Here is a 23246-nt window from a genome sequence, read left to right as displayed (position 1 = left end):
TCAGCTTCCGATCCCGAACAGCAGGCTCACCGCGATCACGGTCATGATCACCGCGATCCCGATGTCGAGGATCCGCCATGAGACGGGCCGGCTGAAGACCGGGCGCAGCAGCCGGGCGCCGAAGCCGAGGGCCGTGAACCAGAGGATGCTGCCGAGCACGGCCCCGAGGCCGAAGTACCAGCGTTCGTCGCCGTGGGCGGCGGCAACCGAGCCGAGGAACACCACGGTGTCGAGGTAGACGTGCGGGTTGAGCCAGGTGAGCGCCGCGGTCGTCGCGAGTACCTGCGCGAGGCTCGCGGCCGTGCCGACGACCGAGGTGTCGAGCGGCCGCGGCAGCACCGCCCGGCGAGCAGCGAGTGCTGCGTAGCCGAGCAGGAATGCGGCACCGACGATCCGGACCACGATGAGCAGCCACGGCACGGTGCGGATCAGCGCCCCGAACCCGGCGACCCCGACCAGGATGAGAACGGCGTCGGAGGCCGCGCAGACGATCACTACGGCGAGCACGTGTTCCCTGCGCAGTCCCTGCCGGAGCACGTACGCGTTCTGGGCGCCGATCGCAACGATGAGGGACAGGCCGAAGCCGAGACCGGCAAGGGTGGTGAGGAGCATCCTCCGACCGTACCTCGACGGTGTGGGATGAGTACAACGAAACTTTCTTAGCAGGCATTAGTCTGGCTAATCATGACGATTGACAATGCCCAGCTGAGGGCGCTCGCGGCGACGATCGATCGCGGCTCCTTCGACCTCGCCGCTGCGCAGCTGCACATCACGCCGTCCGCGGTCAGCCAGCGGATCAAGTCCCTCGAGACCTCCGCGGGCCGGGTGCTCGTGCGGCGGACGAAACCGACCGAGATCACGGATGCCGGCCTGCCGTACCTGAGGCTGGCCCGGCAGATCGACGCGCTCGTGCAGGACGTCGTCTCCGGATCGGAGTCAGGGGCGCGTGCGGGCGTGCCCCTTGCCGTCAACAGCGACTCGCTCGCGACCTGGGTGCTGCCGGCCCTCGCCGGCCTGCCCGACTCGATCACCTTCGACGTGCGCCGGGAGGATCAGGATCACTCGGCCGAATTGCTGCGCGCGGGAACGGTGATGGCGGCGATCACGACCGATGCGCGTCCGGTGCACGGCTGCTCCGTGACCCGGCTCGGCAGCATGCGCTACCGGCCGATGGCCAACCCGCGCTTCGCCGCACGGTGGTTCGCCGACGGACCCACGGCGGACGCGCTCGCACGCGCGCCCATGGTGGTCTTCGACGCAAAAGACGATCTGCAGGACCGGTTCCTCCGGGGTCGGAGTCGTCGGCCGCTTTCCCCACCCCGGCATTCGATCCCGGGCTCCGCGGACTTCGCGGAGGCCGTGCGGCTCGGGCTGGGCTGGGGCATGGTGCCGAACCAGCAGATCCTCAGCGGCGAGACCGACGGGCTGCTCGTCGATCTCGCGCCGGGTCGGCACATCGATGTGGTGCTCTACTGGCAGCAGTGGACGCTGCACACGCCGGTGCTCGCGACGATCTACGAGGCGATCCGTGCCGCGGCCGCGGAGTACCTCGACTGAACGCTGTCGTCACCGAACACTGTCGCCACTGAACGCTGTCGTCAGTGGCTGCTTCCGGCAGTGCATACCGTCGTCAGTCGGCGAGGATCCCGTAGAGCGAACGGCGGAGGTCGTCGATCTGGGTGACCGCCTTGGCCCGCTGCTCGGGGGTCGCGGCGAAGCGCAGCTGGTGGATGACGCCCATGAGCTTGGCGACGCTCTCATGCAGGTTCGCTTCGGCTTCCACCCGGGCGGTCGAGCTGTCCCAGACTCGGGCGAGGGCGTCCGCGTTCTCGGCGACGTAGGCGCGGCCGGGCTCGCTGAGCTGGAATTCGGTACCGGTGCCGTCGCCGGTCGGCGCGATGAGGCCCTCGTCGACGAGTTGCTGCAGGGTCGGGTACACCGATCCGGGACTCGGGCGCCAGGTGCCGCCCGAGCGCTCGGTGATCTCCTTGATCAGGCCGTAGCCGTTGAAGGGAGCCTCGGAGAGCAGCGAGAGGATGGCGAGGCGGACGTCGCCCTTGAGCTTGCGTTGGGCCCCGGGCGGCATGAAGCCGCGCGGGCCGAAGCCGCCGAAGCCGGGTCCGAAACCGGGTCCGAAGCCGGCACCGAAACCGGGTCCGGCGCCCCGGCCGAAGCCGCGGCGCTCGTGCCGGTCACCGGAGTCGTGGGTGTGGGGTTCGCGAAAATCGTTGTGCATGGTGAAATCCAATCGAGAAAGTGGGTGGTCGCCGGTCAAGAGGCTCGGCGATGGCTTAAAGATATATCGCTGAATAGTCCGTTGCAACGACTATCAGAGAATGCTCAGGCGGGCCTGGGTTCGTTTGGTGGCGCCTAGAGCAGCACCAGCGGGTTGCGCTGGCGGGATTGCCGTCGAATCCCGGGTTCATGCGGCAGCATGGACCCCATGCAGGCCAACCGACAGTTCGATCCGGAGTTCTTCGACATCAACCCGCTTTTCGCGCGCCCAGGGGAGGCGACCGCCGCGCCGCGGTACGTCCTCGGCGCGGACCCGATGGAGCCGGAAACGGCGTACCAGGTCATCCACGACGAGATCATGCTCGACGGAAACGCCCGGCTCAATCTCGCGACCTTCGTGGGTACCTGGATGGACGACCACGCCGGGCGTCTCTACTCAGAGGCCTTCGATAAGAACATCGTCGACAAGGACGAGTATCCGCAGACCGCCGCGATCGAGGAGTACTGCTGGCGGATGATCGCCGGCCTGTGGCACGCGCCCGAGCCGATGGAGACCATCGGCACATCGACGATCGGGTCCTCTGAGGCCTGCATGCTCGGCGGACTCGCGTTGAAACGGCGCTGGCAGCAGGCCAGGCGCGCGGCCGGAAAGCCGACCGCGCAGCCCAACCTCGTGATGAGTTCGGCTGTGCAGGTGTGCTGGGAGAAGTTCTGCAACTACTGGGACGTCGAGGCGCGCTTCGTGCCCATCAGTGAGGAGCACCGCAGCCTGGACGGGCACGACCTCGCGAACTATGTCGACGAGAACACCATCGGTGTGGTGGCGATCATGGGCGTGACATACACAGGAGCCTACGAGCCGGTCGCCGCGATCAGCGCTGCCCTCGACGAGATCCAGGAGCGCACCGGAGTGTCCGTTCCGATCCACGTGGACGCGGCTTCCGGGGGCATGATCGCTCCCTTCCTGCAGCCCGAGCTGGAGTGGGACTTCCGGTTGGAACGGGTGCATTCGATCAACACGTCCGCCCACAAGTACGGTCTGGTGTACCCCGGACTGGGCTGGATCGTCTGGCGCGCGAAGGACCTGCTGCCGGAGGATCTGGTCTTCCAGGTCAGCTACCTCGGCGGAAGCATGCCGACGTTCGCCCTCAACTTCTCCCGTCCCGGCGCGCAGGTGCTGCTGCAGTACTATCTCTTCCTCCGCCTCGGCTTCGAAGGCTACCGTGCTGTGCAGCAGTCGTCCCAGGACGTGGCGCGGTACCTCGCGCGCGGAATCGAGAAGATCGGCGCCTTCACCCTGTGGAACGACGGTTCGGACATCCCGGTCTTCGCATGGCGACTCACCCCCGGCCATACCCGGAACTGGAACCTCTTCCATCTGTCGGACCGGCTGCGTGCCCACGGCTGGCTCGTTCCGGCGTACTCGATGCCCGACGACCTGTCCGATATGACGGTCCAGCGGATCGTGGTCCGCAATGGGCTGAGCCTGGACCTCGCCGCGCGCCTGCTCACGGTGATTGAGCAGGAGACGGAGTACCTCGACAGGCTGGAAGGGCCCATGCCCGTCGAAGGACAGCATCCGGGGTTCACCCACTGACTCCCGGCGGATGCCCCTTGCCGGTTCGGTCTGCCCTTTCTATGCTCACGACAGGGTCGCCGTCCGGCGAGCCGACGTACAAAGGAGACTGCGATGACACTCAAATACGGTGTGCTGGCCCTTGTCGAAGCCAAGGCCGGGCAGGAACAGGCCGTCGCGGACTTCCTTGCCGGCGCTCAGGATCTCGCCGCCGCCGAGCCCGGAACGCGAACCTGGTACGCCTTCCGGGTCAACGACGAGGTGTTCGGCATTTTCGACACCTTCGACACCGAGGAGGACCGTCAGGCGCACCTCACCGGGGCAATCCCGGCAGCCCTCGCCGAACACGGGCCGGCTCTGCTCGTGAGGGACCCCGACATCAGCTTGATCGACATCCTCGCGGCGACGTAGGCGGCTCCGGACTCGTCGGATTCCTCAGCTCCCTCAACCACCGCCGACGTGGGTGCCCGGGCGGCGCGTCGGGTCCGGCTCGACCTCGCGCATGATCTCCCGAACGACGGGGGCGGTATCGCCCTGGCCGAGCAGCAGGTAGCGCATCAGGTGGAAGAGCGGATTGCCCTCTGACCATTCGAAGTAGACGTGCGGGCGCACCCCTGAGGCATCGCGCAGGGCGAGCAGGACCGCCGCGATGGCGTTCGGCGCGGCCGGGCTCTGCGCGCGCAGCACCCGGTAGCCCTCGATCTCGACGCCCTGGACGTGCACGATCTTGCTGAAGCCGGAGGGATCGATGACCTCGACCTCGAGGAAGAGCACGTCCGCGGTGCCGGGAACCGGATTCATCCCGCGCTGGTCCGCCTCCTTCGCCGCGTACTCGGCACGGGCGCCGGTCTGGGGCTTGTTCGCGATGATGTTCAGGGCACCGTCATAGACGAGGGAATCGGAAATGAACGTCCGGGCCGTCTCATCGAACTCAACGCTGTCCACCCGGAGCTCGGTCGTCCGTGACACACGGGAGATCAGGGACACGGCGATGATGGCCGCGATGAAGAACACCGAAATGGTGATCCCGTCCGGTTTCTCGATGATGTTCGCGCCGAGGGCATAGAGGAGCGCGAGCGACAGGACACTGAAGCCGAGGCTTGCGAGGCGCTGCCTGCGGCGGACGGCCGAGATGGTCACGGCGACGGCGCCGGACACCATCATGGCGAGGATCCCCGTCGCGTACGCCCCGGCCTGGGCGTTCACGTCCGCCCGGAAACCGATCGTGATCAGCACACTCACTCCGGTGTACACGAGAACGACCGGGCGGATGGCGCGGCTCCAGTCCGGCGCCATCCCGTAGGACGGCAGGTACCGGGGCACGATGTTGATCAGTCCGGCCATCGCGGACGCACCCGCGAACCAGAGGATCAGGATGCTGCTGATGTCGTAGGCGGTGCCGAAGACCTCCCCGACCCGCTCATGGGCGAGGAACGCGAGCGCGCGTCCGCTCGCGGCTCCGCCGTCCTGGAACTCGGCGGGCGGAATGAGGACGGTCGTGACGAAGCTGCTGGAGAGGAGGTAGACACTCATGATCAGGGCGGCGGTGGTGAGGAGCCTGCGGGTGTTCCGGATCCGGGAGGCGAGTCGCTCCTCCGTGCTCCTGCCGTCCGCGGCGACGAGCGGCATCATGCTGACCCCTGTCTCGAACCCCGAGAGTCCGAGGACCAGGAGCGGGAAGGCGATCACGGCCGGGCCCAGGATGTCGCCGAAGCCACTGCCGCGCTCGGTGAGGGCGTCCGTCCAGTTCGCGATCACCCCGGGTTCGGTGAACGCGTCGTAGAGGCCGACGCCGATCACGACTCCGTTGAGCAGCAGGTACACCGCGACGAGGGGAATGGCGACCGAGACGGCCTCGCTGAAACCGAGCAGGAAGACCCCGCCGAGGATGAGCAGCAGCACGACCGTGATCGGCACGGCCTGGCCCGCGAGGAATCCCGGCACGAACGGGTTCTCGAGGATGTGCACCGTCGCATCCGCCGAAGACAGCGTGATGGTGATGATCCAGCTCGTCGCCACGAAGCCGAGCAGGATGAGCACGAACACCTTTCCGCGCCAGAACGGCAGCAGTCGCTCGAGCATCGCGACGGAGCCCTGACCGTGCGGGCTCTCCTTCGCGACGCGGCGATACATCGGCAGCATGCCGAGGAGGGTGAGCGCGACGATGAGCAGGGTGGCCACGGGTGAGAGCGCGCCGGCGGCGAGCGCCGCGATGCCGGGCAGGTAGGAGAGCGTCGAGAAGTAGTCGACGCCGGTGAGGCACATCACCTGCCACCAGGGGTGAGTGGATGTCGTCCCCTCCGCGCTTTCCAGGCCCACCGGTTGCACCCGGTTGGCCAGGAGCCACCGGCCCAGCGGCCCGTATGTCGCCGTCTTCCGGATCGGACTCGGAACGCTTGCGGGGATCTCGGGACGAACGCCACGGCCCGGTGTCTGGTCCATGGTCAGACGAGCTCCCCGGAGTCGACGTCGTCGCGGACGTCGACGCTGTGGTGGATCGGGGTGCGGCGATCGCCGAGCGATTCACCGGTGCCGCCCCACATCCCGGCGATCACCTCGGCCATGATCGAGACCGCGGTCTCCTCCGGCGTGCGGGCGCCGAGGTCCAGCCCGATCGGGCTGTGCAGCCGCGCCAGTGCGGCCTCCGGCACGGCGGCGGCGCGCAGCCGGTCCATCCGGTCGTCGTGGGTCCGCAGCGAACCCATCGCGCCGACGTAGGCGAGGGTCCCGTCGGCGAGGGCCAGCTCGAGGAGCGGGACGTCGAACTTCGGGTCGTGGGTGAGCACGCAGACGACGGTGCGCGCGTCGAGGAGGCCGGCAGCGCTCTGCTCGGCGAAGTAGCGGTGCGGCCACGCCACGACGACCTCGTCGGCGCCGGGGAACCTGGCCGGGGTCGCGAACACGGCGCGGGCGTCGCATACGGTGACCCGGTAGCCGAGGAAGTCGGCCAGCCGGGTCAGGGCCGCCGCGAAGTCGACGGCGCCGAACACGAGCATCCGTGGCCGCGGGGCGAAGCTCGCGACGAAGACACGCAGGCCCTCGCCGTCGCGTTCGCCGTCCGGCCCGTAGCCGATCGTCGCCGTGCGGCCGGCGGCGAGGAGGCCGCGGGCGTCGTCGCCCACGACGTGGGTGAGCCGCTCGGACCCCAGGTCTCCGGTGACTCCGTCGGCGCGGATGACGAGGTGCCGGCCGAGAAGGCGCGCGTCCGGGTGCTCGATGATGGTCACGACGCCGATCGGAACGGAGGCGTCGAGGTCGGTCCTGACCGAGTCGAGGTCCGCGAAGGTCTCCTGGGACACCGGTTCGACGAACACGTCGAGGATCCCGCCGCAGGTGAGGCCGACCGCGAAGGCGTCGTCGTCGCTGATGCCGTAGCGGACGAGGGCCGGACGGCCATCCCGGATCACCTGCTGCGCGAGTTCGTAGACGGCGCCCTCGACGCATCCGCCCGACACGGAGCCGACGACGGCACCGTCGCTGGTGACGAGCATCGACGCACCCGCCGGCCGGGGTGCGGAATGGAACGTGCGAACGACCGTCGCGAGGGCAGCCGTCTGGCCGGCGTCCCAGCCGGGAATCAGTTCAGCGATGACGTCACGCACGACGGGCCTTCACCGTCGTCGCCCCTGACGGGGGTCGACGTCCCGGCGGTGTCCGCCGCGCCTGCCGAGCCGGTAGCCCACGAAACCGACGACGGCGAGCAGCCCGAGGAGCGCGGCCGGGTTACTGAGCCGCTCCATGATCATCGTCCTGGCGAAGGTGAGGGCGTCGAGGCTCGATTCGGCGGCGGCCGGAGGCGGCGGGGTCCGGGGAACCGTCCGGGTCACGGCACCCGCCGCCCGGACGACGTCGACCGGCGCAGTCTCGACCGTCTCGACATCGGCGGTATCCGGGGCATCCGCGGCACCTGCGGCGGCGGCTCCGGTGTCCGCGGGCGCTGTGGTCTCGCTCAGCATCGCCTGCAGATTCTCGGCGAAGAGGACCATCATCTGGTCGGTGACGCTGCCGATGATGCTCTTGCCCATCACGGCCACCTTCCCGGAGAGGTCGACGTCGGCGTTCACGGTGCCGTGGGTCGTGCCGTCCGCCTCGGTCAGGACGAGCGTCGCGGTGCCCTGCGCGGTACCCTGGCCGCGCGCCTCCTGGGCGCGCCCCTCGAAGACCGCCCGGTGGGCGCCCGCATCCCGCTCGATCACGTTCATCATTCCTTTGTACTGCATGGCCACCGGTCCGAGCTTCACCTTCATGCCCACCTGGTACGCGTCGTCGGAGAGCCGGTTCAGGATCTGCGCTCCCGGTACGCACCCGGCGACACGTTCGAAGTCCATCAGGGTCGCCCAGACCTCGTCGATCGGAGCGGTGACGGAAAAGGTGCTGTCAAGCTGCATGGTCATGTCCTTTGGTCGGCGGTTCGGGTTCGGGTACGGTGCTGGTTGTGGTGCCGGGTCGGCTGCGGAGGTCGAGCCGTTCGGCGCGGATCAGGTCGGCGAGTTCGCCGAGGGCCGCATAACTGTGGCCGCTTACGATGGCGTCGAGATAGGGCAGGGCGGCATTCATCCCCCCGACGAGCGGCTGGAATCCGGGTGCGACGGTGCGCGGGTTGACCCAGACGAGCCGGTGCGCGAGCCGGCGCAGCCGCGCCATCTGGGCGGCGACGACAGCGGGATCGTCGAGGGCCCAGCCGTCGGAGAGCACCACGATCACGGCACCCCTGGCCAGTCCGCGCCGACCGTGGTCGTCGATGAACCGGCGGATGCTGTCGCCGAGCCGGGTGCCGCCCGCCCAGTCCGCGGTGCTCGCCGCAGCGCTCGCGAGCGCCGCGTCCGCATCCCTGATCGCGAGCTGCCGGGTCAGCCGGGTCAGTCCGGCCGAGAAGACGAAGGCCTCGGCGTTCGCACCCGCCACGGCGCCCTGCAGCAGGGTGAGGAACACCCGCGTGTACGGCTCCATCGACGCCGACACGTCACAGAGCAGGACGAGCCTGCGCGGTCGTTCCCTGCGGCGGGAGGAGACCAGTAGGATCGGCTCCTCGCCGGTGCGATGCGCAGCCCGGACGGTGCGCCTGAGGTCGAGCCGGGCGCCGTCCGCGTGGGTCGGCCGTACCCGCCTGCTGCGCCGAAGCGGGGTCGAGAGGGAGATCCGGCGCACGAGGTGCCGCACCTGCTCGGTCTCCTCGGCGCTCAGGAGCGCAAACGAGGTGGTGTGCAGTCGTCGTTCCAGCGAGGCGAACATCAGGATCGTCTCGCGTTCGACGGCGCCGGGGTCTGCGGGCCCCGCCGCGGGAGCCGGCGCCGGCGCCCGGGCGCCGGATTCGCCCTGCGGTTCCTGCCGTCTTCCGGCGAGGTCGTCGCGCGGTGCCGGACGCGTGATCGCCTCCGAGCCGATCGCCGGCGGTGCGTTCGGGTCACCGCGCTGGTCCGCCGGGTCGAGCAGCCCGTCGAAGACTGCGGAGAAGACCGCGTCGAACACCGGCAGCTGGTTCCTCGACGAGAGCAGCACGATCCGGCAGGTCCAGTAGAGCACCGACCGCTGGGAAGGGGGCAACACCTGGAGCGACTCGGCGAGCCGCGCGGCCCCATCGACCGAGACCGGGAGGCCCGCACGGCGGAGCGCGGCGACGAACCCCGCGGCGAACGCGGCCGGTTCGACCCGTGGGGCAGCATCCGCCGGTGCAGCATCCGCCGGTGGGCGCTCGGTCAGCTCCGCCATGTCAGCTCCCGGCTACCCAGTCGGCGCCGCGGGCGAGTGCGAGATCGAGGTCATCCCGGTTCTTGAGCAGGGACCCCCAGGTCTGGACGACGTGCTGTGGATCGAGGCGGTCGGCGCCGAGAACGGCGAGCGCGGCCGCCCAGTCGATGGCCTCGGCGATGCCGGGTGGTTTGACGAGGTCGAGGGAGCGCAACCGAATGATCGCCGACGCAGTGTCGACGGCGAGCCGCTCGCTGCTGCCCGGCACCCGGCGGCGAACGATCCCGGCGATCCCTTCGGGGCTCGGGTAATCGATCCAATGGTAGAGGCACCGCCGGGTGAGGGCGTCGTGCAGGTCGCGGGTGCGGTTCGAGGTCAGAATCACGATCGGCGGCACCGCGGCCCGGATCGTGCCCAGCTCGGGAATCGTGACGGCGGCCTCGGCGAGGAGTTCGAGGGTGAAGGCTTCGAACTCGGCGTCCGCACGATCGATCTCGTCGAGCAGCAGCACGGCCGGCCGGGGACCGGGGTGTTCGATGGCCTGCAGGAGCGGGCGCCGCAGCAGGTACTCCGGCCCGAACAGCGCATCCTCGTCGATTCCCGATCCGCTGGCCTCCGCGAGCCGGATCGCGAGGAGCTGGCGCGGGTAGTTCCACTCGTACAGGGCCTCGCCCGCATCGATGCCCTCGTAGCACTGAAGCCGGAAAAGGGGAGTGTCGAGCGCCCTGGCGAGGGCCTTGGCGGCCTCGGTCTTGCCGACGCCCGGTTCGCCTTCGAGCAGGATCGGCTGCGGCAGGCGCACCGCGAGGAAGAGGGCCGTCGCAAGGCCTTCGTCGGCAAGGTAGTCCTCCGCGGCGAGCGCCGCCTGCAGCGCAGCCACGTCGGGGATCAGCGCACGGACTTCGGCCGTCGCTCCGCCCCTGGCCGGGCTCGACGGGAGGCCCACCCCACCGGGCGCCATGCTCAGTGTTCCACGGTGGAGGTGTGGGGGTGGGTCTGGGCGAGGGCGAAGCGTTCGGGCTCAGCGACGAATGCGGCGCGACACCCGGGGGAGCAGAAGTAGCTCGTTGTCCCGGCGTACTCGTAGTGCAGGCTCGTGGGCACGGCGGCGACGGTCATTCCGCAGACCGGGTCGATGGCGCTCGGCGGCTCCGGAGTCGTGCCGTCCTGCCGTGGCATCTCCGCCCGCGGCACGGGCCGGTCTGCTCCGGTGAGCCCCGCGCCTCGCAGCCTGGCCCGTTCGGCGACGAGTTGCGCAAAGACCGACACCGCGATCTCGCCGGGGGTCCTGCCGCCGAGGTCGAGTCCCGCCGGGTTGAACACCCGGGCGCGTTGCTCTGCGTCGACGTTGAGGGAGGCGAGTACCGCCGCGCCGCGGGTGGGACTCGCGACGAGCGCGACGTAGGGCACCCCCGCGCGGAGGGCGGCTTCGAGGGCGGGTTCCTCCTCCCGACCATGGGAGGCGACGATCAGAGCGGCATCGTCCGCGCGCAGCGTGAGTGCGGTTCCACCGGCCGGGGTGCCCGTCGCCGGGTCGATCGTCTCGGTGAGGTCCACGTCGAAGCCGAGGTCGACGCCGATCGCGGCGAGGGCCCGCGCGACCGGTGTCGCACCGACCACGACGACCCGGGGCGATGGATGCCACGGCTCGAGGAAGATCTCGATGGCGCCCCCGCTGAGGCACGGGTTCCGCACCTCGACAGCGCCTTCCTCGGCCACGCCGGACGGTTCCTCCGGCACGACCCGCAGCAGGAGGGGTTCACGTGCGGCGAGCTGCCTGAGCCCGAAGTAGCGCACGGATGCCTCCACGCAGGCACCGCCGACGAACCCGTCGATCCGGCCCGCGGCATCCACCACTGCGGTGTCACCGGCGTGCGCGCTCGTCGGACGCTGCGCACGCACGACGGTGGCTCGGACGAACGGCTCGCGGCGTTCGGTCAGCTCGTGCGCCCTGCGGGCGAGGGCGTCCGGAATCGGTGGCATCGGTGCGGCACTCAGATCGGCGGCCGCGGACGGCCCTGGATGGCCGCCCACACCCGGGCCGGCGTGCACGGCATGTCCATGTGCGTGATTCCGAAGGGGGAGAGCGCATCGACGACCGCGTTCACGATCGCGGGGGGCGAGCCGACCGTCGCGGACTCCCCGATGCCCTTGGCGCCGATCGGGTGGTGCGGCGAGGGGGTCACGGTGTACCCGGTTTCCCAGTCCGGGACCTCCATCGCCGTCGGGATCAGGTAGTCCATGAAGGAGCCGCCGAGGTTGTTGCCCGACTCGTCGAATTCGATGAACTGCATGAGCGCCATGCCGACGCCGTCGGTCAGGCCGCCGTGCACCTGGCCCTCGATGATCATCGGGTTGATCCGGGTGCCGCAGTCGTCGACGGCGACGAACCGGCGCACGGCGACGTGCCCGGTGCCGGGGTCCACGTCCACGACGCAGATGTACGCGCCGAAGGGGAAGGTCAGGTTCGGCGGGTCATAGGTCACCTCGGCGTCGAGGTTGCCGTCGATGCCCTCCGGCAGGGCGACGGTGCCGTATGCGCCCATCGCGATCTCGGCGATGGTCTTGCCGACACTCGGGTCGCCCTTCACGAACCAGCGCCCCTTCTCCCATTCGAGGTCCTCCGGGCGGGTCTCGAGCATGGCGGCGGCGATGAACCGGGCCTTCTCGCGCACCTTGCGGGCCACGAGGGCCACGGCTGCGCCGCTGACCGGGGTCGACCGGCTGCCGTAGGTGCCGAGGCCGAACGGCGTCTGGTCGGTGTCGCCGTGCACGACATCGATGTCCTCGGGCGGGATGCCGATCTCCTCGGCGACGATCTGGGCGAAGGTCGTCTCGTGGCCCTGGCCCTGGCTCTGCACCGAGATGCGTACCACCGCCTTGCCGGTCGGGTGCACGCGCAGCTCTGCGCCGTCGTTCATGCCGAGGCCGACGATGTCCATGTGTTTGCGGGGGCCGGCCCCGACGGTTTCGGTGAAGAACGAGATCCCGATGCCCATCAGTTCGCCGCGGTCACGCTTGGCCCGCTGCTCGCGGCGCAGGTCGTCGTACCCGGCCATCGACATCGAGAGTCGCAACGCCCGCTCGTAGTTGCCGGAGTCGTACTCCCAGCCCGTCTTGTTCGGATAGGGGAACTGCTCCGGCTTGATCAGGTTCTTCAGCCGCAGTTCCGCCGGGTCCACCTCGAGCTTGGCGGCGAGGATGTCGACGAGCCGTTCGATGAGGTACACCGCCTCGGTGACCCGGAACGAACACGCGTATGCGACACCGCCGGGCGCCTTGTTCGTGTACACCCCGGTCACAGAGCAATGGGCCGCCTGGAGGTCGTAGCTTCCGGTGAAGATGTGGAAGAAGCCGGCCGGGTATTTCGTGGGCTGCGCCGTGGCGTTGAAGGCGCCGTGGTCGGCGAGGACGCTCGTGCGCACGGCGAGGATCTTGCCGTCCTTCGTCGCCGCGATCTCACCCTGCATGATGTAGTCGCGGGCGAAGGAGGTCGACATCAGGTTCTCCGAGCGGTCCTCCATCCATTTCACCGGCTTGCCGGTCACGATCGAGCCGACGACCGCGAGGATATAGCCCGGGTAGATGCCGACCTTGTTGCCGAAGCCGCCGCCGATGTCGGGGGAGACGATCCGGATTTTGTGCTCCGGGATGCCCGCGACCATCGCGAAGAGGGTGCGGTGGGCGTGCGGGGCCTGGCTCGTCTCGTAGAGGGTGAGCTTGCCGGTCACCGCGTCGAAGTCGGCGACGGCGCCGCAGGTCTCCATCGGAGCCGGGTGCGAACGCGGGTAGACGATCTCCTGGCTGACGACGACGTCGGCGGCGGCGAAGACGGCATCCGTCTCGGCCTTGTTTCCGGCCTCCCAGTCGAAGATGTGGTTGTCGGTGCGCCCCTCCATCTCGTCGCGCACGACCGGCGCGTCGGGGTCGAGCGCTTTCCTGGCGTCGACGAGGGGTGGCAGCACGTCGTAGTCCACCTCGATGAGTTCGAGTGCGTCGCGGGCGGCGTAGCGGTCCTCCGCGACGACGAAGGCGACCTCCTGGCCCTGGAACCGCACCTTGTCGGTCACGAGCACAGCCTGCACGTCGGCGGACAGGGTTGGCGCCCACGCGAGGCCGAGGCCGAGCAGGTCCGCCCCCGTGATAACGGCGACGACGCCCGGGTGGGCGAGCGCGGCGCTCGTGTCGATCGAGACGAGCCGGGCGTGCGCGACCGGGGAGCGCAGGATCGCTCCGTGCAGCATGCCGGGCAGGGTGATGTCGTCGACGTAGTGGCCACGGCCCCGGACGAACCGGGGGTCTTCCTTGCGTTGCAGCCGGCCGTAGCCGATCGGGCGGCCGGCGTCGTCCGCCGCGGGGTTGGGCGCGTGTTCCTGCAGAATGGTCATGCGGTCACCTCTTCCGGTTCCGTCTGCGCGGCCGGGATCGCCTGCGCTGCCTCCGCCGCGGCGGCGCCCGGCTCCGTGGTTGTGCCTGCGGAATCGTCGAGGGCGGAGGGGTCTCCGCCGGCGGCATCCGCTTCGGTCAGGCCCGCCGGGTGGTCCGCCGCCCAGTGCACCGACCGCACGATGGTCGCGTAACCGGTGCAGCGGCAGATCTGCCCGGAGATCGCCCGGCGGATCTCCGTGTCGCTCGGGTGCGGGTTCACGTCGAGGAGAGCACGGGCGGTGAGCATCATGCCCGGCGTGCAGAAACCGCACTGCAGGCCGTGTTCCTCCATGAAGCCCTGCTGCACGGGGTCGAGGGTTCCACCGGTGGCGAGGCCCTCGACGGTCGTGATGGCGTGCCCGTCGGCCATCGCCGCGAGCACGGTGCACGACTTCACCGGTTGCCCGTCCATGAGCACGACGCAGGTGCCGCAGTTGGAGGTGTCGCAGCCCCAGTGCGTGCCGGTCAGCCGGAGCACGTCACGGATGTAGTGCACGAGCAGGACGCGCGGTTCGATCTCGTTCGTGACGTCGGTCCCGTTGACCGTCATGGTGATCTGCATGGACTCAGCCTTCCTGCGGTGTGGTGGGGTGCCCGGTCGCGCCGGCGGACTGCGCGGCCCGGTCCGACGCGCGGCGCAGGACGCGCCGGGTGAGCTCGTCGGCGAGGTGTCGTTTGTAGTCGATCGGTCCGCGCTGGTCGGCGACGGGGTCCGCGGCGAGCGCTGCGAGGCGGCCCGCCTCGATGAAGAGGGGCTCCTCGGGGCGTTCGCCGCGGAGCAGCTCCGTGACGGCGCCGACCGTGCCGTCGAGCCCCACGGCGGTCAGTCCGACGGATGCCTCCGCGATCGTGCCGTCCTCTGCGAACGAGAGCGCGGCACCGGCCGCGGCGACGGCCCAGTCGCCGACCCGGCGCTCGACCTTCTCGTATGCGCTTCCCGAGCGCGGCCGGATCGGGATGCGTACCTCGCAGAGCAGCTCATCCGGTGCGACCGCCGTTTCATAGGCTCCACGATGGAACTCGGTCATTGTCAGCTTCCGCTCGCCGGAAGGGCCGCGGACGATCGCTTCGGCGCCGAGCACATCGCAGACGGTCGCGAGGTCCTCCGCCGGATCGGCCTGGCAGAGCGAACCTCCGATCGTGCCGCGATTGCGGACGATCGGATCTGCGATCACCCGCTCGGCGTCGCCGACGATCGGGAAGAGCGCGGCGATTTCGGCGGACTCGAGCAGGGTGGTGTGCCGGGTGAGGGCGCCGATCCGCAACCGGTCGCCGTCGCGGAGCACGAAGTCGAGCTCGAACAGGTCGTTGATATCGATGAGCCATTCCGGCCTCGCCAACCGGAGCTTCATCATCGGCAGCAGGCTGTGACCGCCCGCGATGATCCGGGCCTCCGGCCCATGACGGGACAACAGGGCGATGGCGTCGTCGACAGTGTCGGCGCGGGCGTATTCGAACGGTGCCGGAATTTGCACGGACCCTCCCCATTGAGACATGCCCGGCGGAATGGGGGCACTGGTTGCACACATAGTGGCCCCGGGCCCCGATGAAGTCAATGAGCCGCCCATCGGGCATTTCCTGTCGATTCATGGCAAAGACCTAGACAACGCACAGGCTTCGGATTAATCTGCCACCGTCGGCACTCGTGTGTGCCGTCCTCCCCGGGAGACGCTGTCCACCACACGTTCTCTCCGCGGTGCTTGACAACACGTATCCGTCATCTGCTCTCGGCGCAGCTGCCGGCGCTTGTCCACCGGCGCCCCTGTCTCTTCGGTCGTAGCGAGAGCCGATCGTGAAGAGAACAGAGATCATGACCAGGACAAGGCAAGGAACAGGACTGCACGGAACACGACAGCCCGGAACCGGATCGCACGGAACAGGACTGCACTCCACAGGACTACGCAGAGGGCTCGTCGCGGGTATCGCGTGTGCCTCCCTCGCGGTGGCGCTGTTCGGCGCGACCCCGGCCACGGCCGGACAGAAATCCGGAGACGACGACGGCGCCGGGGACGGGAGTGGAGCGGGCACACCGGTGACCCTCGCGGAGGGCCTGCTCGGCCCACTCAGCCTCGAGGTCGGCCGGCACAACACCGTCTACGTCACGCAGAATTTCGCGGGTGAACTCACCAAGGTCGCGAGGGACGGGACAACATCGACCCTTGCGAGCGCTCCGGGAGAGGAGATCTCTGCGGTCACCGCGCGCAAGGGCACCGTGTACTACGCCAGGGTCGCCCAGGACCACAGTGCGGCCACCCTCAGGTCCATCGCGCCGGACGGCACCGACGCCGAGCTCGCCGACATCGCTGCCTACGAGAAGTCGGCGAACCCGGACCAGGACAACAGCTACGGTTTCGTCGACCTCGACCCCACGTGTGCGGCCCAGTTCGATCCCACCCAGCCGCCGTTCGTCCCGGCGACGTACACGGGAGTCGTCGACACGCACCCGTACGCCTCGCTCGCCCTCTGGAACGGGGTCTACGTCGCGGATGCCGGCGGCAACGCGATCCTGCACGTCGACTGGGACGGCACGGTGTCCACGACCGCGGTGCTGCCGCCGAGCGACCCGGTCACGATCGACGCGGCGATGATCGCCGACATCGGGTTCCCGGCCTGCGCCGCCGGTCACGAGTACCGCTTCGAACCGGTTCCGACGGATGTCGAGCTCGGCCCGGACGGCTGGCTCTACGTCACGTCGCTGCCCGGAGGGCCGGAGGACGCCAGCCTCGGCGCGCGCGGCTCGGTCTACCGGGTCGATCCGGACTCCGGTGACGTCGAACTCGTCGCGACCGGCTTCGTCGGTGCGACGGGACTCGCGGTCTCGCAGGACGACGGTACGATCTACGTCGCAGAGCTCTTCGGCGGTTCGGGCGGCACCGGCCAGGTGTCGGTGCTCGACTCCGGTTCGGACACGCCGAGTGCGCTCGTGGCGGTGTCACAGCCGGCAGCGATCGAGCTGCGCCACGGTGCGCTCTACCTCACGACGGATGCGATCACTCCGGACGCGAACGGGGCTCCGACCCCGGTCGGGAAGCTCGTGCGCATTCCGCTGACGGGTGGGCACGCCGCGAGCGACTCCCTCGACGACACGACAGACTGACGCTCGTGGTGCCCACCCTCGTCCTGGGAGTAATCAGGGATCGGGGGTGAAGCGATACCCCATCCCGGCCTCCGTGAGCAAGTAGCGCGGATGCGCCGGGTCGGGTTCGAGCTTCTTGCGCAGCTGGGCGAGGTAGAGGCGCAGGTAGCCGGAGTCCGTCGTGTGGTGCGGGCCCCAGATGTCGGTCAGCAGGGACTGCCGGGAGACGAGCTTCCCCGGGTTGCGCAGCAGGAACTCGAGGATGCGCCACTCGGTGGGGGTGAGCCGGATCGACTCCGGCTTTCCGGCCTCGTCGCCGGAACCGGAACCGGTGCCCGTGCGGACGACGCTGCGGGCCGAAAGATCGACGGCGATCGCGCCGAGCATGATCACCGGTTCGGCGCCGGCATCGACGGGGCCGAGGCGGCGGGTGAGCGCGCGGATCCTGGCGAGCAACTCGTCGATGGAGAAGGGCTTCGTGACATAGTCATCCGCTCCCGCGTCGAGGGCGTCGACCTTGTCGGCGGCCCCGCTGCGACCGGAGACGACGAGGATCGGCACCTGGGTCCAGCCCCGCAGCCCCGTGATGACCTCGATTCCGTCGAGGTGCGGCATCCCGAGGTCGAGCATCACGAGGTCGGGATGCTCGTGCGCGGCGGCGGCCAGGGCCTCTGCGCCGTCCCTGGCGGTCACGACGTCGTAGCCGCGCGCGCCGAGGGTGACCCGCAGTGCACGCAGGATCTGCGGATCGTCGTCTGCGATCAGGATCTTCACTCAGGTCTCCTCGTCAGTGCCCGCGGCGGTGCCAGCGGCGGTGCCGGTGGCGACCGTCTCGCCCGCTGCGGGGTCGAATGCCGGCAGGGCGATGACCATCGTGAGCCCGCCGCCGGGGGTGTCCTCGGCCTCGAGCCGACCGCCCATGCCTTCGGTGAAGCCCTTCGCGAGCGCGAGGCCGAGGCCGAGGCCGGTCAGGTTGTCCGTGTCGCCGAGGCGCTGGAAGGGAAGGAAGACCTCGTCGCGCCGGTCGGCGGGAATGCCGGGGCCGCGGTCCATGATCCGCAGTTCGACGACGCCGCCGAATTCGCTCGCCGTGACGAGCACCCGCTCGCCCGGCGGCGAGAAGCGGATGCCGTTGGCGAGCACGTTCACCACGACCCGCTGCAGGAGCCCGGCGTCGGCGAGCATCGGCGGCAGCCCGGCCGGGAAATCGAGTTCGACGGTGTCGGGGCCGTCCCCGAGTTCGTCGAGGGCGGGCAGCACGACCTCTGCGGCGTCGACGGGACCGAGGGAGACCGCGAGGGCGCCCGCCTGCACCCGGCTCACATCGAGAAGGTTGGTGATGAGCGCGGCCAGGGACTCAAGGCTCTCCTCGGCGGTCGCGAAGAGCTCCTCTCGATCGGCGGGGGACAGCGTAACCTCTGTCGACCGCAGCCCGCTGACGGCAGCGGTCGCTGCGGAGAGCGGCCTGCGCAGGTCGTGTCCGACCGCGGCGAGCAGAGCGCTGCGCATCCGGTCAGCCTCGGCGAGCGGACCGATCGCACTGGCCGTCTCCGCGAGGTCGCTGTGTTCGAGCGCGGCGTCGAGCTGGGTCGCGATCACGCCGAGAAGTCGTCGCTCGGACGCGGCGAGGTCGCGTCCGGAGAGCTCGAGGGTGCCCCGGGTTCCGACCGGGACCGTTGCGAGGGGGGTGTCCGGACCGGCCTCGGCGGGCGAGCCGTCCGAGTACAACAGCTTCCCGTCCGCGAACAGGCGCACCCCGGTGAGGTTGAACGCCTCGCGGGTCCTGGCGACGAGCGCAGGAACGGCGTCCTCGCCGCGGAGCACGCTGCCGGCAACGGTGGCGAGGAGTTCCGATTCGCCGGCGGCGCGCTGGGCACTGCGGCTCCGCCGGGCGGCGAGGTCGACGACATAGCTCACGACGCCCGCGTTGGCCAGGTACAGGACGAGCGCGAGGGCGTGCGCGGGTTCGGCGATCGTGACGGTGTAGAGCGGGTTCACGAAGAAGTAGTCGAGGGTGAGTCCGGAGAGCAGCGCGGCGAACAGGGCCGGCCAGAGTCCGCCGACGAGGGCGACGACGATGACGAGGAGTTGGTAGCTGAGCACCTCGCTCGTGATCGATTCCGCACTGTGGGTCGCCACGAGGAGCGCTGTGAGCAACGGTCCGCCGACGACGGCGAGGCCGAGGCCGGCCAGGCGCCTGCGGAGGCTGAGCGCACCGGCGATCCGGGGGAGGCGCATCCGCTCGCCCGCGGCGGAGTGTGTGACGACGTGCACGTCGATATCCCCGGACTCCCGGACGACCGTCGTGCCGATGCCCGGCCCGCTGAAGGCCGCCTTGAGGCGGGTGCGCCTGCTCACACCGATCACGAGCTGGGTCGCATTCGAGGCCCTGGCGAATTCGACGAGGGCGGTCGGGACGTCGTCTCCGACGAGTTGGTGGTAGCTGCCGCCGAGCTTCTCGACGAGGGCCCGTTGGGCGGCGAGTGCGCCGGGGTGCGCGGAGCGAAGTCCGTCCTGGCTGATCACGTGCACGGCGAGGAGTTCGCCCCCGGCCGCGCGCCCGGCGATGCGTGCCCCGCGGCGCAGCAGCGTTTCACCCTCCGGCCCGCCGGTGAGCGCGACCACGACACGTTCGCGGGCTTCCCATTTGCTGTCGATGCCGTGTTCGGCCCGGTAGGTCTTGAGTGCGGTGTCGACCTCGTCGGCGAGCCAGAGCAGCGCGAGCTCGCGCAGGGCGGTGAGGTTGCCGAGTCGGAAGTAGTTCGACAGGGCAGCGTCGATCCGGGCGGCGGGATAGACATGGCCCTCGGCGAGCCGGTCACGCAGGGACTGCGGGGCGAGGTCGATCACCTCGACCTGATCCGCGGCCCGCAGCACGCTGTCCGGCAGGGTTTCGCGCTGGGGGACGCCCGTGATCTGCTGCACCACGTCGTTGAGCGACTCGATGTGCTGGATGTTGACCGTCGAGATGACGTCGATGCCCGCGTCGAGAAGGGCCTGGACGTCCTGCCACCGCTTATCGTGGGCGAGGCCGGGGGCGTTGGTGTGGGCGAGTTCGTCGACGAGAGCGATCGCGGGCGCGCGCTCGAGGACGGCGTCCAGGTCGAGGTCGGTGAGTTCGATCCCGCGGTGCCGCCGGACGAGGCGCGGCACGACCTCGAGCCCCTCGAGCATCGCGGCCGTCGCAGCGCGGTCGTGGGTCTCCACGACCGCGACGACGACGTCCTTGCCCTCTGCGTGCAGGCGCCTGCCCTCTTCGAGCATGGCGTAGGTCTTGCCGACGCCCGGTGCGGCACCGAGCAGCACCCGCAGTCGGCCGCGTTTCATGTCACGCCTTTCAGCCCTGGTCAGGAAGCGACTCGAGGGCGAGGTTGAGTTGGAGAACGTTCACGGTGGGTTCGCCCAGGAAACCAAGGTCCCGTCCCTGAATCCTAGACTCGACCAGCGCGCTGACCGTTGCGACGGGCAGGCCGCGGGCCGCTGAGACCCTGTTCACCTGGATTCGGGCGTACTCCGCGCTGATCTGGGGATCAAGACCCGAAGCGGATGCCGTGAGCGCGTCGGCGGGGATCTGGGCGGCGGTCACGCCGTCGGATTCCTCGATCGCGGACTTCCGGTCGGCGATCGCGGCGATCAGGTCGGCGTTCTCCGGACCGAGGTTGCTGCCGCTGGAGGCCGTCGCATCGTAGCCGTTGCCCGCTGCGGATGGCCGGGACTGGAACCACTCCGGACGAGCGGCTCCGTCGGCATCCGTGAAGGACTGTCCGATCAGCGAGGAGCCGACCACTCCGGAACTGCCGTGGATGAGTGAACCGTTGGCCTGGTTCGGCAGGGCGAGTTGCCCGAAGGCCGTGATCGCGAGGGGGTATGCGACACCGAGGATGACGGTGAAGACGAGCATGGCGCGCAGGGCGACGCCGTACTGGCGGGCCGAGTTGCGAGGGGAACTCATGATGAAAGTGTCCGTTCCGTAGAAAGTGAGCGTGGAGAGGGGTGCGGCGGGGTCAGAAACCGGGGAGCAGTGCGACGACGAGGTCGACGAGTTTGATGCCGAGGAACGGCGCGATCACGCCGCCAAGGCCGTAGATCAGCAGGTTGCGGCTGAGGACGCTCGCCGCGGCGGCCGGGCGGTAGGTGACGCCGCGGAGCGCGAGCGGGATCAGGACGACGATGATGATCGCGTTGAAGATGATGGCGGACAGGATCGCCGAGGCGGGCGAGTGCAGCTGCATCACGTTCAACACGGCGAGGCCGGGGAACACGCCCGCGAACATGGCCGGGATGATCGCGAAGTACTTGGCGATGTCGTTGGCGATCGAGAAGGTCGTCAGGGCGCCGCGGGTGATCAGCAGCTGTTTGCCGATGCGCACGATATCGATGAGCTTCGTCGGGTCGGAGTCGAGGTCGACCATGTTGCCGGCCTCCTTCGCGGCGCTCGTGCCCGTGTTCATCGCGACCCCGACGTCGGCCTGGGCGAGTGCCGGTGCGTCGTTCGTGCCGTCGCCCGTCATCGCGACGAGATTCCCGCCCTCCTGCTCGCGCCGGATGAGGGCGAGCTTGTCCTCGGGGGTGGCCTCGGCGAGGAAGTCGTCGACGCCGGCTTCCGCCGCGATCGTCTTCGCGGTGAGCGGGTTGTCACCGGTCACCATGATGGTGCGGATGCCCATGCTGCGCAGCTCGGCGAACCGTTCGGCGATTCCCTCCTTCACGATGTCCTTGAGGTACACGACACCCAGGATCCGTCGCGCGCCCGCTGTGCTGCCTGCGGCGACCACGAGCGGGGTGCCGCCGAGCTCGGAGATCCGTTCCACGGTCGCATTCAGGTCGTCGAGGACCGCCGGCTCGACGGGTGTGGTCTCGCGGACCCAGGCGAGCACCGCGGAGCCCGCGCCCTTGCGAACGAAGGAACCGTCGGGCAGGTCGATCCCGCTCATCCGGGTCTGTGCCGTGAAGGGCACGACGACGGCGTCGAGGGTACCCGTATTCCGGAATCCGGTTTCGATCGCGAGGTCGACGATCGACTTGCCCTCCGGGGTCGGGTCGCTCAGGGACGAGAGCGCGGCTGCGTCGATGAGTTCGTCGCTGTCGACTCCGGCAAGCGGGGTGAACTCCCGTGCCTGCCGGTTGCCATACGTGATCGTGCCGGTCTTGTCGAGGAGGAGGATCGTGACGTCGCCGGCGGCCTCGACCGCGCGTCCCGACATGGCGAGCACATTGCGCTGCACGAGCCGGTCCATCCCGGCGATGCCGATCGCGGAGAGCAGGGCGCCGATCGTGGTGGGGATCAGGCAGACGAGCAGGGCGACGAGGACGGGCAGGCTCACGGCGGCGGCGGAGTATCCGGCGATGGGGTTGAGCGTGAGGGTCACGACGAGGAACACGATCGACAGGCTCGCGAGCAGGATGTTGAGCGCGAGCTCGTTCGGCGTCTTCTGCCGGGATGCCCCCTCGACGAGGGCGATCATGCGGTCGACGAAGGTCTCGCCCGGCTTGCTCGTGATGCGGACGACGATCCGGTCGGAGAGCACCCGGGTGCCGCCCGTGACGGCGCTCCGGTCGCCGCCGGACTCACGCACGACGGGCGCCGACTCTCCGGTGATCGCGGATTCGTCGATCGACGCGATGCCCCAGATGATGTCGCCGTCTCCGGGGACGAGCTCCCCTGCGGTCACGACCACGGTGTCGCCCAGGGTCAGGTCGGCGGAGGAGACCGCGGAGACGCTGGCCCGTTCGGCCGCGGCATCCGCTGCCTCGTCGTAGCCGGCCACGAGGTTGGCGTTCGTGCTGGTCCGGGTCTGGCGGAGGCTGTCGGCCTGAGCCTTGCCGCGACCCTCGGCGACGGCCTCGGCCAGGTTGGCGAAGATCACGGTGAGCCAGAGCCAGAAGGCGATGCCGACGGTGAAGCTCGCCGGCACGTCGCCGCCGCCCGAACGGGCGGGTCCGCCGAGGAAGGGCTCGACGATCGCGAGCAGCGTGGTGAGCGCGGCGCCGACCTCGACGATGAACATGACGGGGTTTCGCCACATCAGCCGGGGGTCGAGCTTGCGCACGGCCATCGGGAGCGCCGCGACGAGCTGCGCGAGGTTGATCGCGCTCGACGCGCGTTTCGGCTGACGTACCGGGGTGGGCGCCGGCCCCTCGCCCCGTGGCGACGTGGATGCTTCGGTGACTGTTGACATGATTACTGCTGCCCTTCCGTCGGGGAGTCCGGCGTGAGTGGTGACGAGGAGACGAACGGGGGAG

General features: G+C 69.6%; 19 protein-coding genes. 4 read left to right on the top strand and 15 right to left on the bottom strand.

The window, feature by feature from the left end:
• A complete protein-coding gene (locus MQH31_RS08365) occupies positions 1–612 on the bottom strand; it encodes a LysE/ArgO family amino acid transporter (protein WP_243011595.1) in 612 nt (203 codons plus the stop codon).
• Positions 613–684: 72 nt separating this feature from the next.
• Here MQH31_RS08365 and MQH31_RS08360 point away from each other — a divergent pair, with 72 nt between their 5' ends.
• Positions 685–1557 carry a LysR family transcriptional regulator ArgP gene (locus MQH31_RS08360; protein WP_243011594.1) on the top strand — a complete coding sequence of 291 codons (873 nt, stop codon included), beginning with the start codon at positions 685–687 and terminating at the stop codon, positions 1555–1557.
• A 73-nt stretch (positions 1558–1630) separates the two neighbouring features.
• Here MQH31_RS08360 and MQH31_RS08355 read toward each other — a convergent pair whose 3' ends face one another.
• On the bottom strand, positions 1631–2236 hold the full coding sequence (locus MQH31_RS08355; RefSeq protein ID WP_243011593.1) for a PadR family transcriptional regulator: 606 nt from the start codon (positions 2234–2236) through the stop codon (positions 1631–1633).
• A gap of 207 nt (positions 2237–2443) precedes the next feature.
• Between MQH31_RS08355 and gad the strand changes: the two genes are divergently transcribed.
• Together gad and MQH31_RS08345 are read left to right on the top strand one after the other, a co-directional pair.
• Positions 2444–3832, top strand: a complete 1389-nt coding sequence (gene gad, locus MQH31_RS08350) for a glutamate decarboxylase (protein ID WP_243011592.1) — start codon at positions 2444–2446, stop codon at positions 3830–3832.
• A 93-nt stretch (positions 3833–3925) separates the two neighbouring features.
• Entirely contained in the window at positions 3926–4222 is a 297-nt protein-coding gene (locus tag MQH31_RS08345) for a putative quinol monooxygenase (protein ID WP_134531750.1), read from the top strand.
• A 33-nt stretch (positions 4223–4255) separates the two neighbouring features.
• Here MQH31_RS08345 and MQH31_RS08340 read toward each other — a convergent pair whose 3' ends face one another.
• The 9 genes from MQH31_RS08340 to MQH31_RS08300 are packed head-to-tail and all read right to left on the bottom strand — an operon-like array spanning position 4256 to position 15402.
• Positions 4256–6253 (bottom strand): APC family permease, encoded by a 1998-nt coding sequence (locus MQH31_RS08340; RefSeq protein WP_243011591.1) that lies wholly within the window; start codon positions 6251–6253, stop codon positions 4256–4258.
• A 2-nt stretch (positions 6254–6255) separates the two neighbouring features.
• Positions 6256–7413 carry an XdhC family protein gene (locus MQH31_RS08335; protein ID WP_243011590.1) on the bottom strand — a complete coding sequence of 386 codons (1158 nt, stop codon included), beginning with the start codon at positions 7411–7413 and terminating at the stop codon, positions 6256–6258.
• Between the two features lie 9 nt (positions 7414–7422).
• Positions 7423–8199: an SRPBCC family protein gene (locus MQH31_RS08330; protein WP_243011589.1), complete on the bottom strand. Its 777-nt coding sequence runs from the start codon at positions 8197–8199 to the stop codon at positions 7423–7425.
• Positions 8189–9520 carry a vWA domain-containing protein gene (locus tag MQH31_RS08325; RefSeq protein WP_243011588.1) on the bottom strand — a complete coding sequence of 444 codons (1332 nt, stop codon included), beginning with the start codon at positions 9518–9520 and terminating at the stop codon, positions 8189–8191. Before MQH31_RS08325 ends, MQH31_RS08330 begins: the two co-directional genes overlap by 11 nt.
• A gap of 1 nt (position 9521) precedes the next feature.
• Positions 9522–10460, bottom strand: a complete 939-nt coding sequence (locus MQH31_RS08320; RefSeq protein ID WP_243011587.1) for an AAA family ATPase — start codon at positions 10458–10460, stop codon at positions 9522–9524.
• 2 nt (positions 10461–10462) lie between these two features.
• Complete coding sequence (locus MQH31_RS08315) at positions 10463–11482, bottom strand: XdhC family protein (protein ID WP_243011586.1); 1020 nt, start codon at positions 11480–11482, stop codon at positions 10463–10465.
• A gap of 11 nt (positions 11483–11493) precedes the next feature.
• Entirely contained in the window at positions 11494–13887 is a 2394-nt protein-coding gene (locus MQH31_RS08310; RefSeq protein WP_134531757.1) for an aerobic carbon-monoxide dehydrogenase large subunit, read from the bottom strand.
• A complete protein-coding gene (locus tag MQH31_RS08305; protein ID WP_243011585.1) occupies positions 13884–14489 on the bottom strand; it encodes a (2Fe-2S)-binding protein in 606 nt (201 codons plus the stop codon). Before MQH31_RS08305 ends, MQH31_RS08310 begins: the two co-directional genes overlap by 4 nt.
• A gap of 4 nt (positions 14490–14493) precedes the next feature.
• A complete protein-coding gene (locus tag MQH31_RS08300; protein WP_243011584.1) occupies positions 14494–15402 on the bottom strand; it encodes an FAD binding domain-containing protein in 909 nt (302 codons plus the stop codon).
• A gap of 335 nt (positions 15403–15737) precedes the next feature.
• On the opposite strand from MQH31_RS08300, the gene MQH31_RS08295 reads away from it, so the two are divergent.
• Positions 15738–17024 (top strand): ScyD/ScyE family protein, encoded by a 1287-nt coding sequence (locus tag MQH31_RS08295; protein WP_243011583.1) that lies wholly within the window; start codon positions 15738–15740, stop codon positions 17022–17024.
• A 33-nt stretch (positions 17025–17057) separates the two neighbouring features.
• Here the strand turns inward: MQH31_RS08295 and MQH31_RS08290 are convergent, their stop codons facing one another.
• The 4 genes from MQH31_RS08290 to kdpB are packed head-to-tail and all read right to left on the bottom strand — an operon-like array spanning position 17058 to position 23182.
• Positions 17058–17777 carry a response regulator gene (locus tag MQH31_RS08290; protein ID WP_134531761.1) on the bottom strand — a complete coding sequence of 240 codons (720 nt, stop codon included), beginning with the start codon at positions 17775–17777 and terminating at the stop codon, positions 17058–17060.
• Positions 17778–20330 (bottom strand): DUF4118 domain-containing protein, encoded by a 2553-nt coding sequence (locus tag MQH31_RS08285; RefSeq protein WP_243011582.1) that lies wholly within the window; start codon positions 20328–20330, stop codon positions 17778–17780.
• A gap of 10 nt (positions 20331–20340) precedes the next feature.
• Positions 20341–20955, bottom strand: coding sequence for a potassium-transporting ATPase subunit KdpC (kdpC, locus tag MQH31_RS08280; RefSeq protein ID WP_134531763.1), 615 nt, complete (start codon positions 20953–20955; stop codon positions 20341–20343).
• 52 nt (positions 20956–21007) lie between these two features.
• Entirely contained in the window at positions 21008–23182 is a 2175-nt protein-coding gene (kdpB, locus tag MQH31_RS08275; protein ID WP_243011581.1) for a potassium-transporting ATPase subunit KdpB, read from the bottom strand.
• Between the last annotated feature and the right edge of the window lie 64 nt (positions 23183–23246).

Source organism: Cryobacterium zhongshanensis, assembly GCF_022760445.1.
GTDB lineage: Bacteria > Actinomycetota > Actinomycetes > Actinomycetales > Microbacteriaceae > Cryobacterium > Cryobacterium algoricola.
The sequence above is the reverse complement of the archived record's forward strand: the minus strand, read 5'-3'. Positions and strand labels throughout refer to the sequence as shown.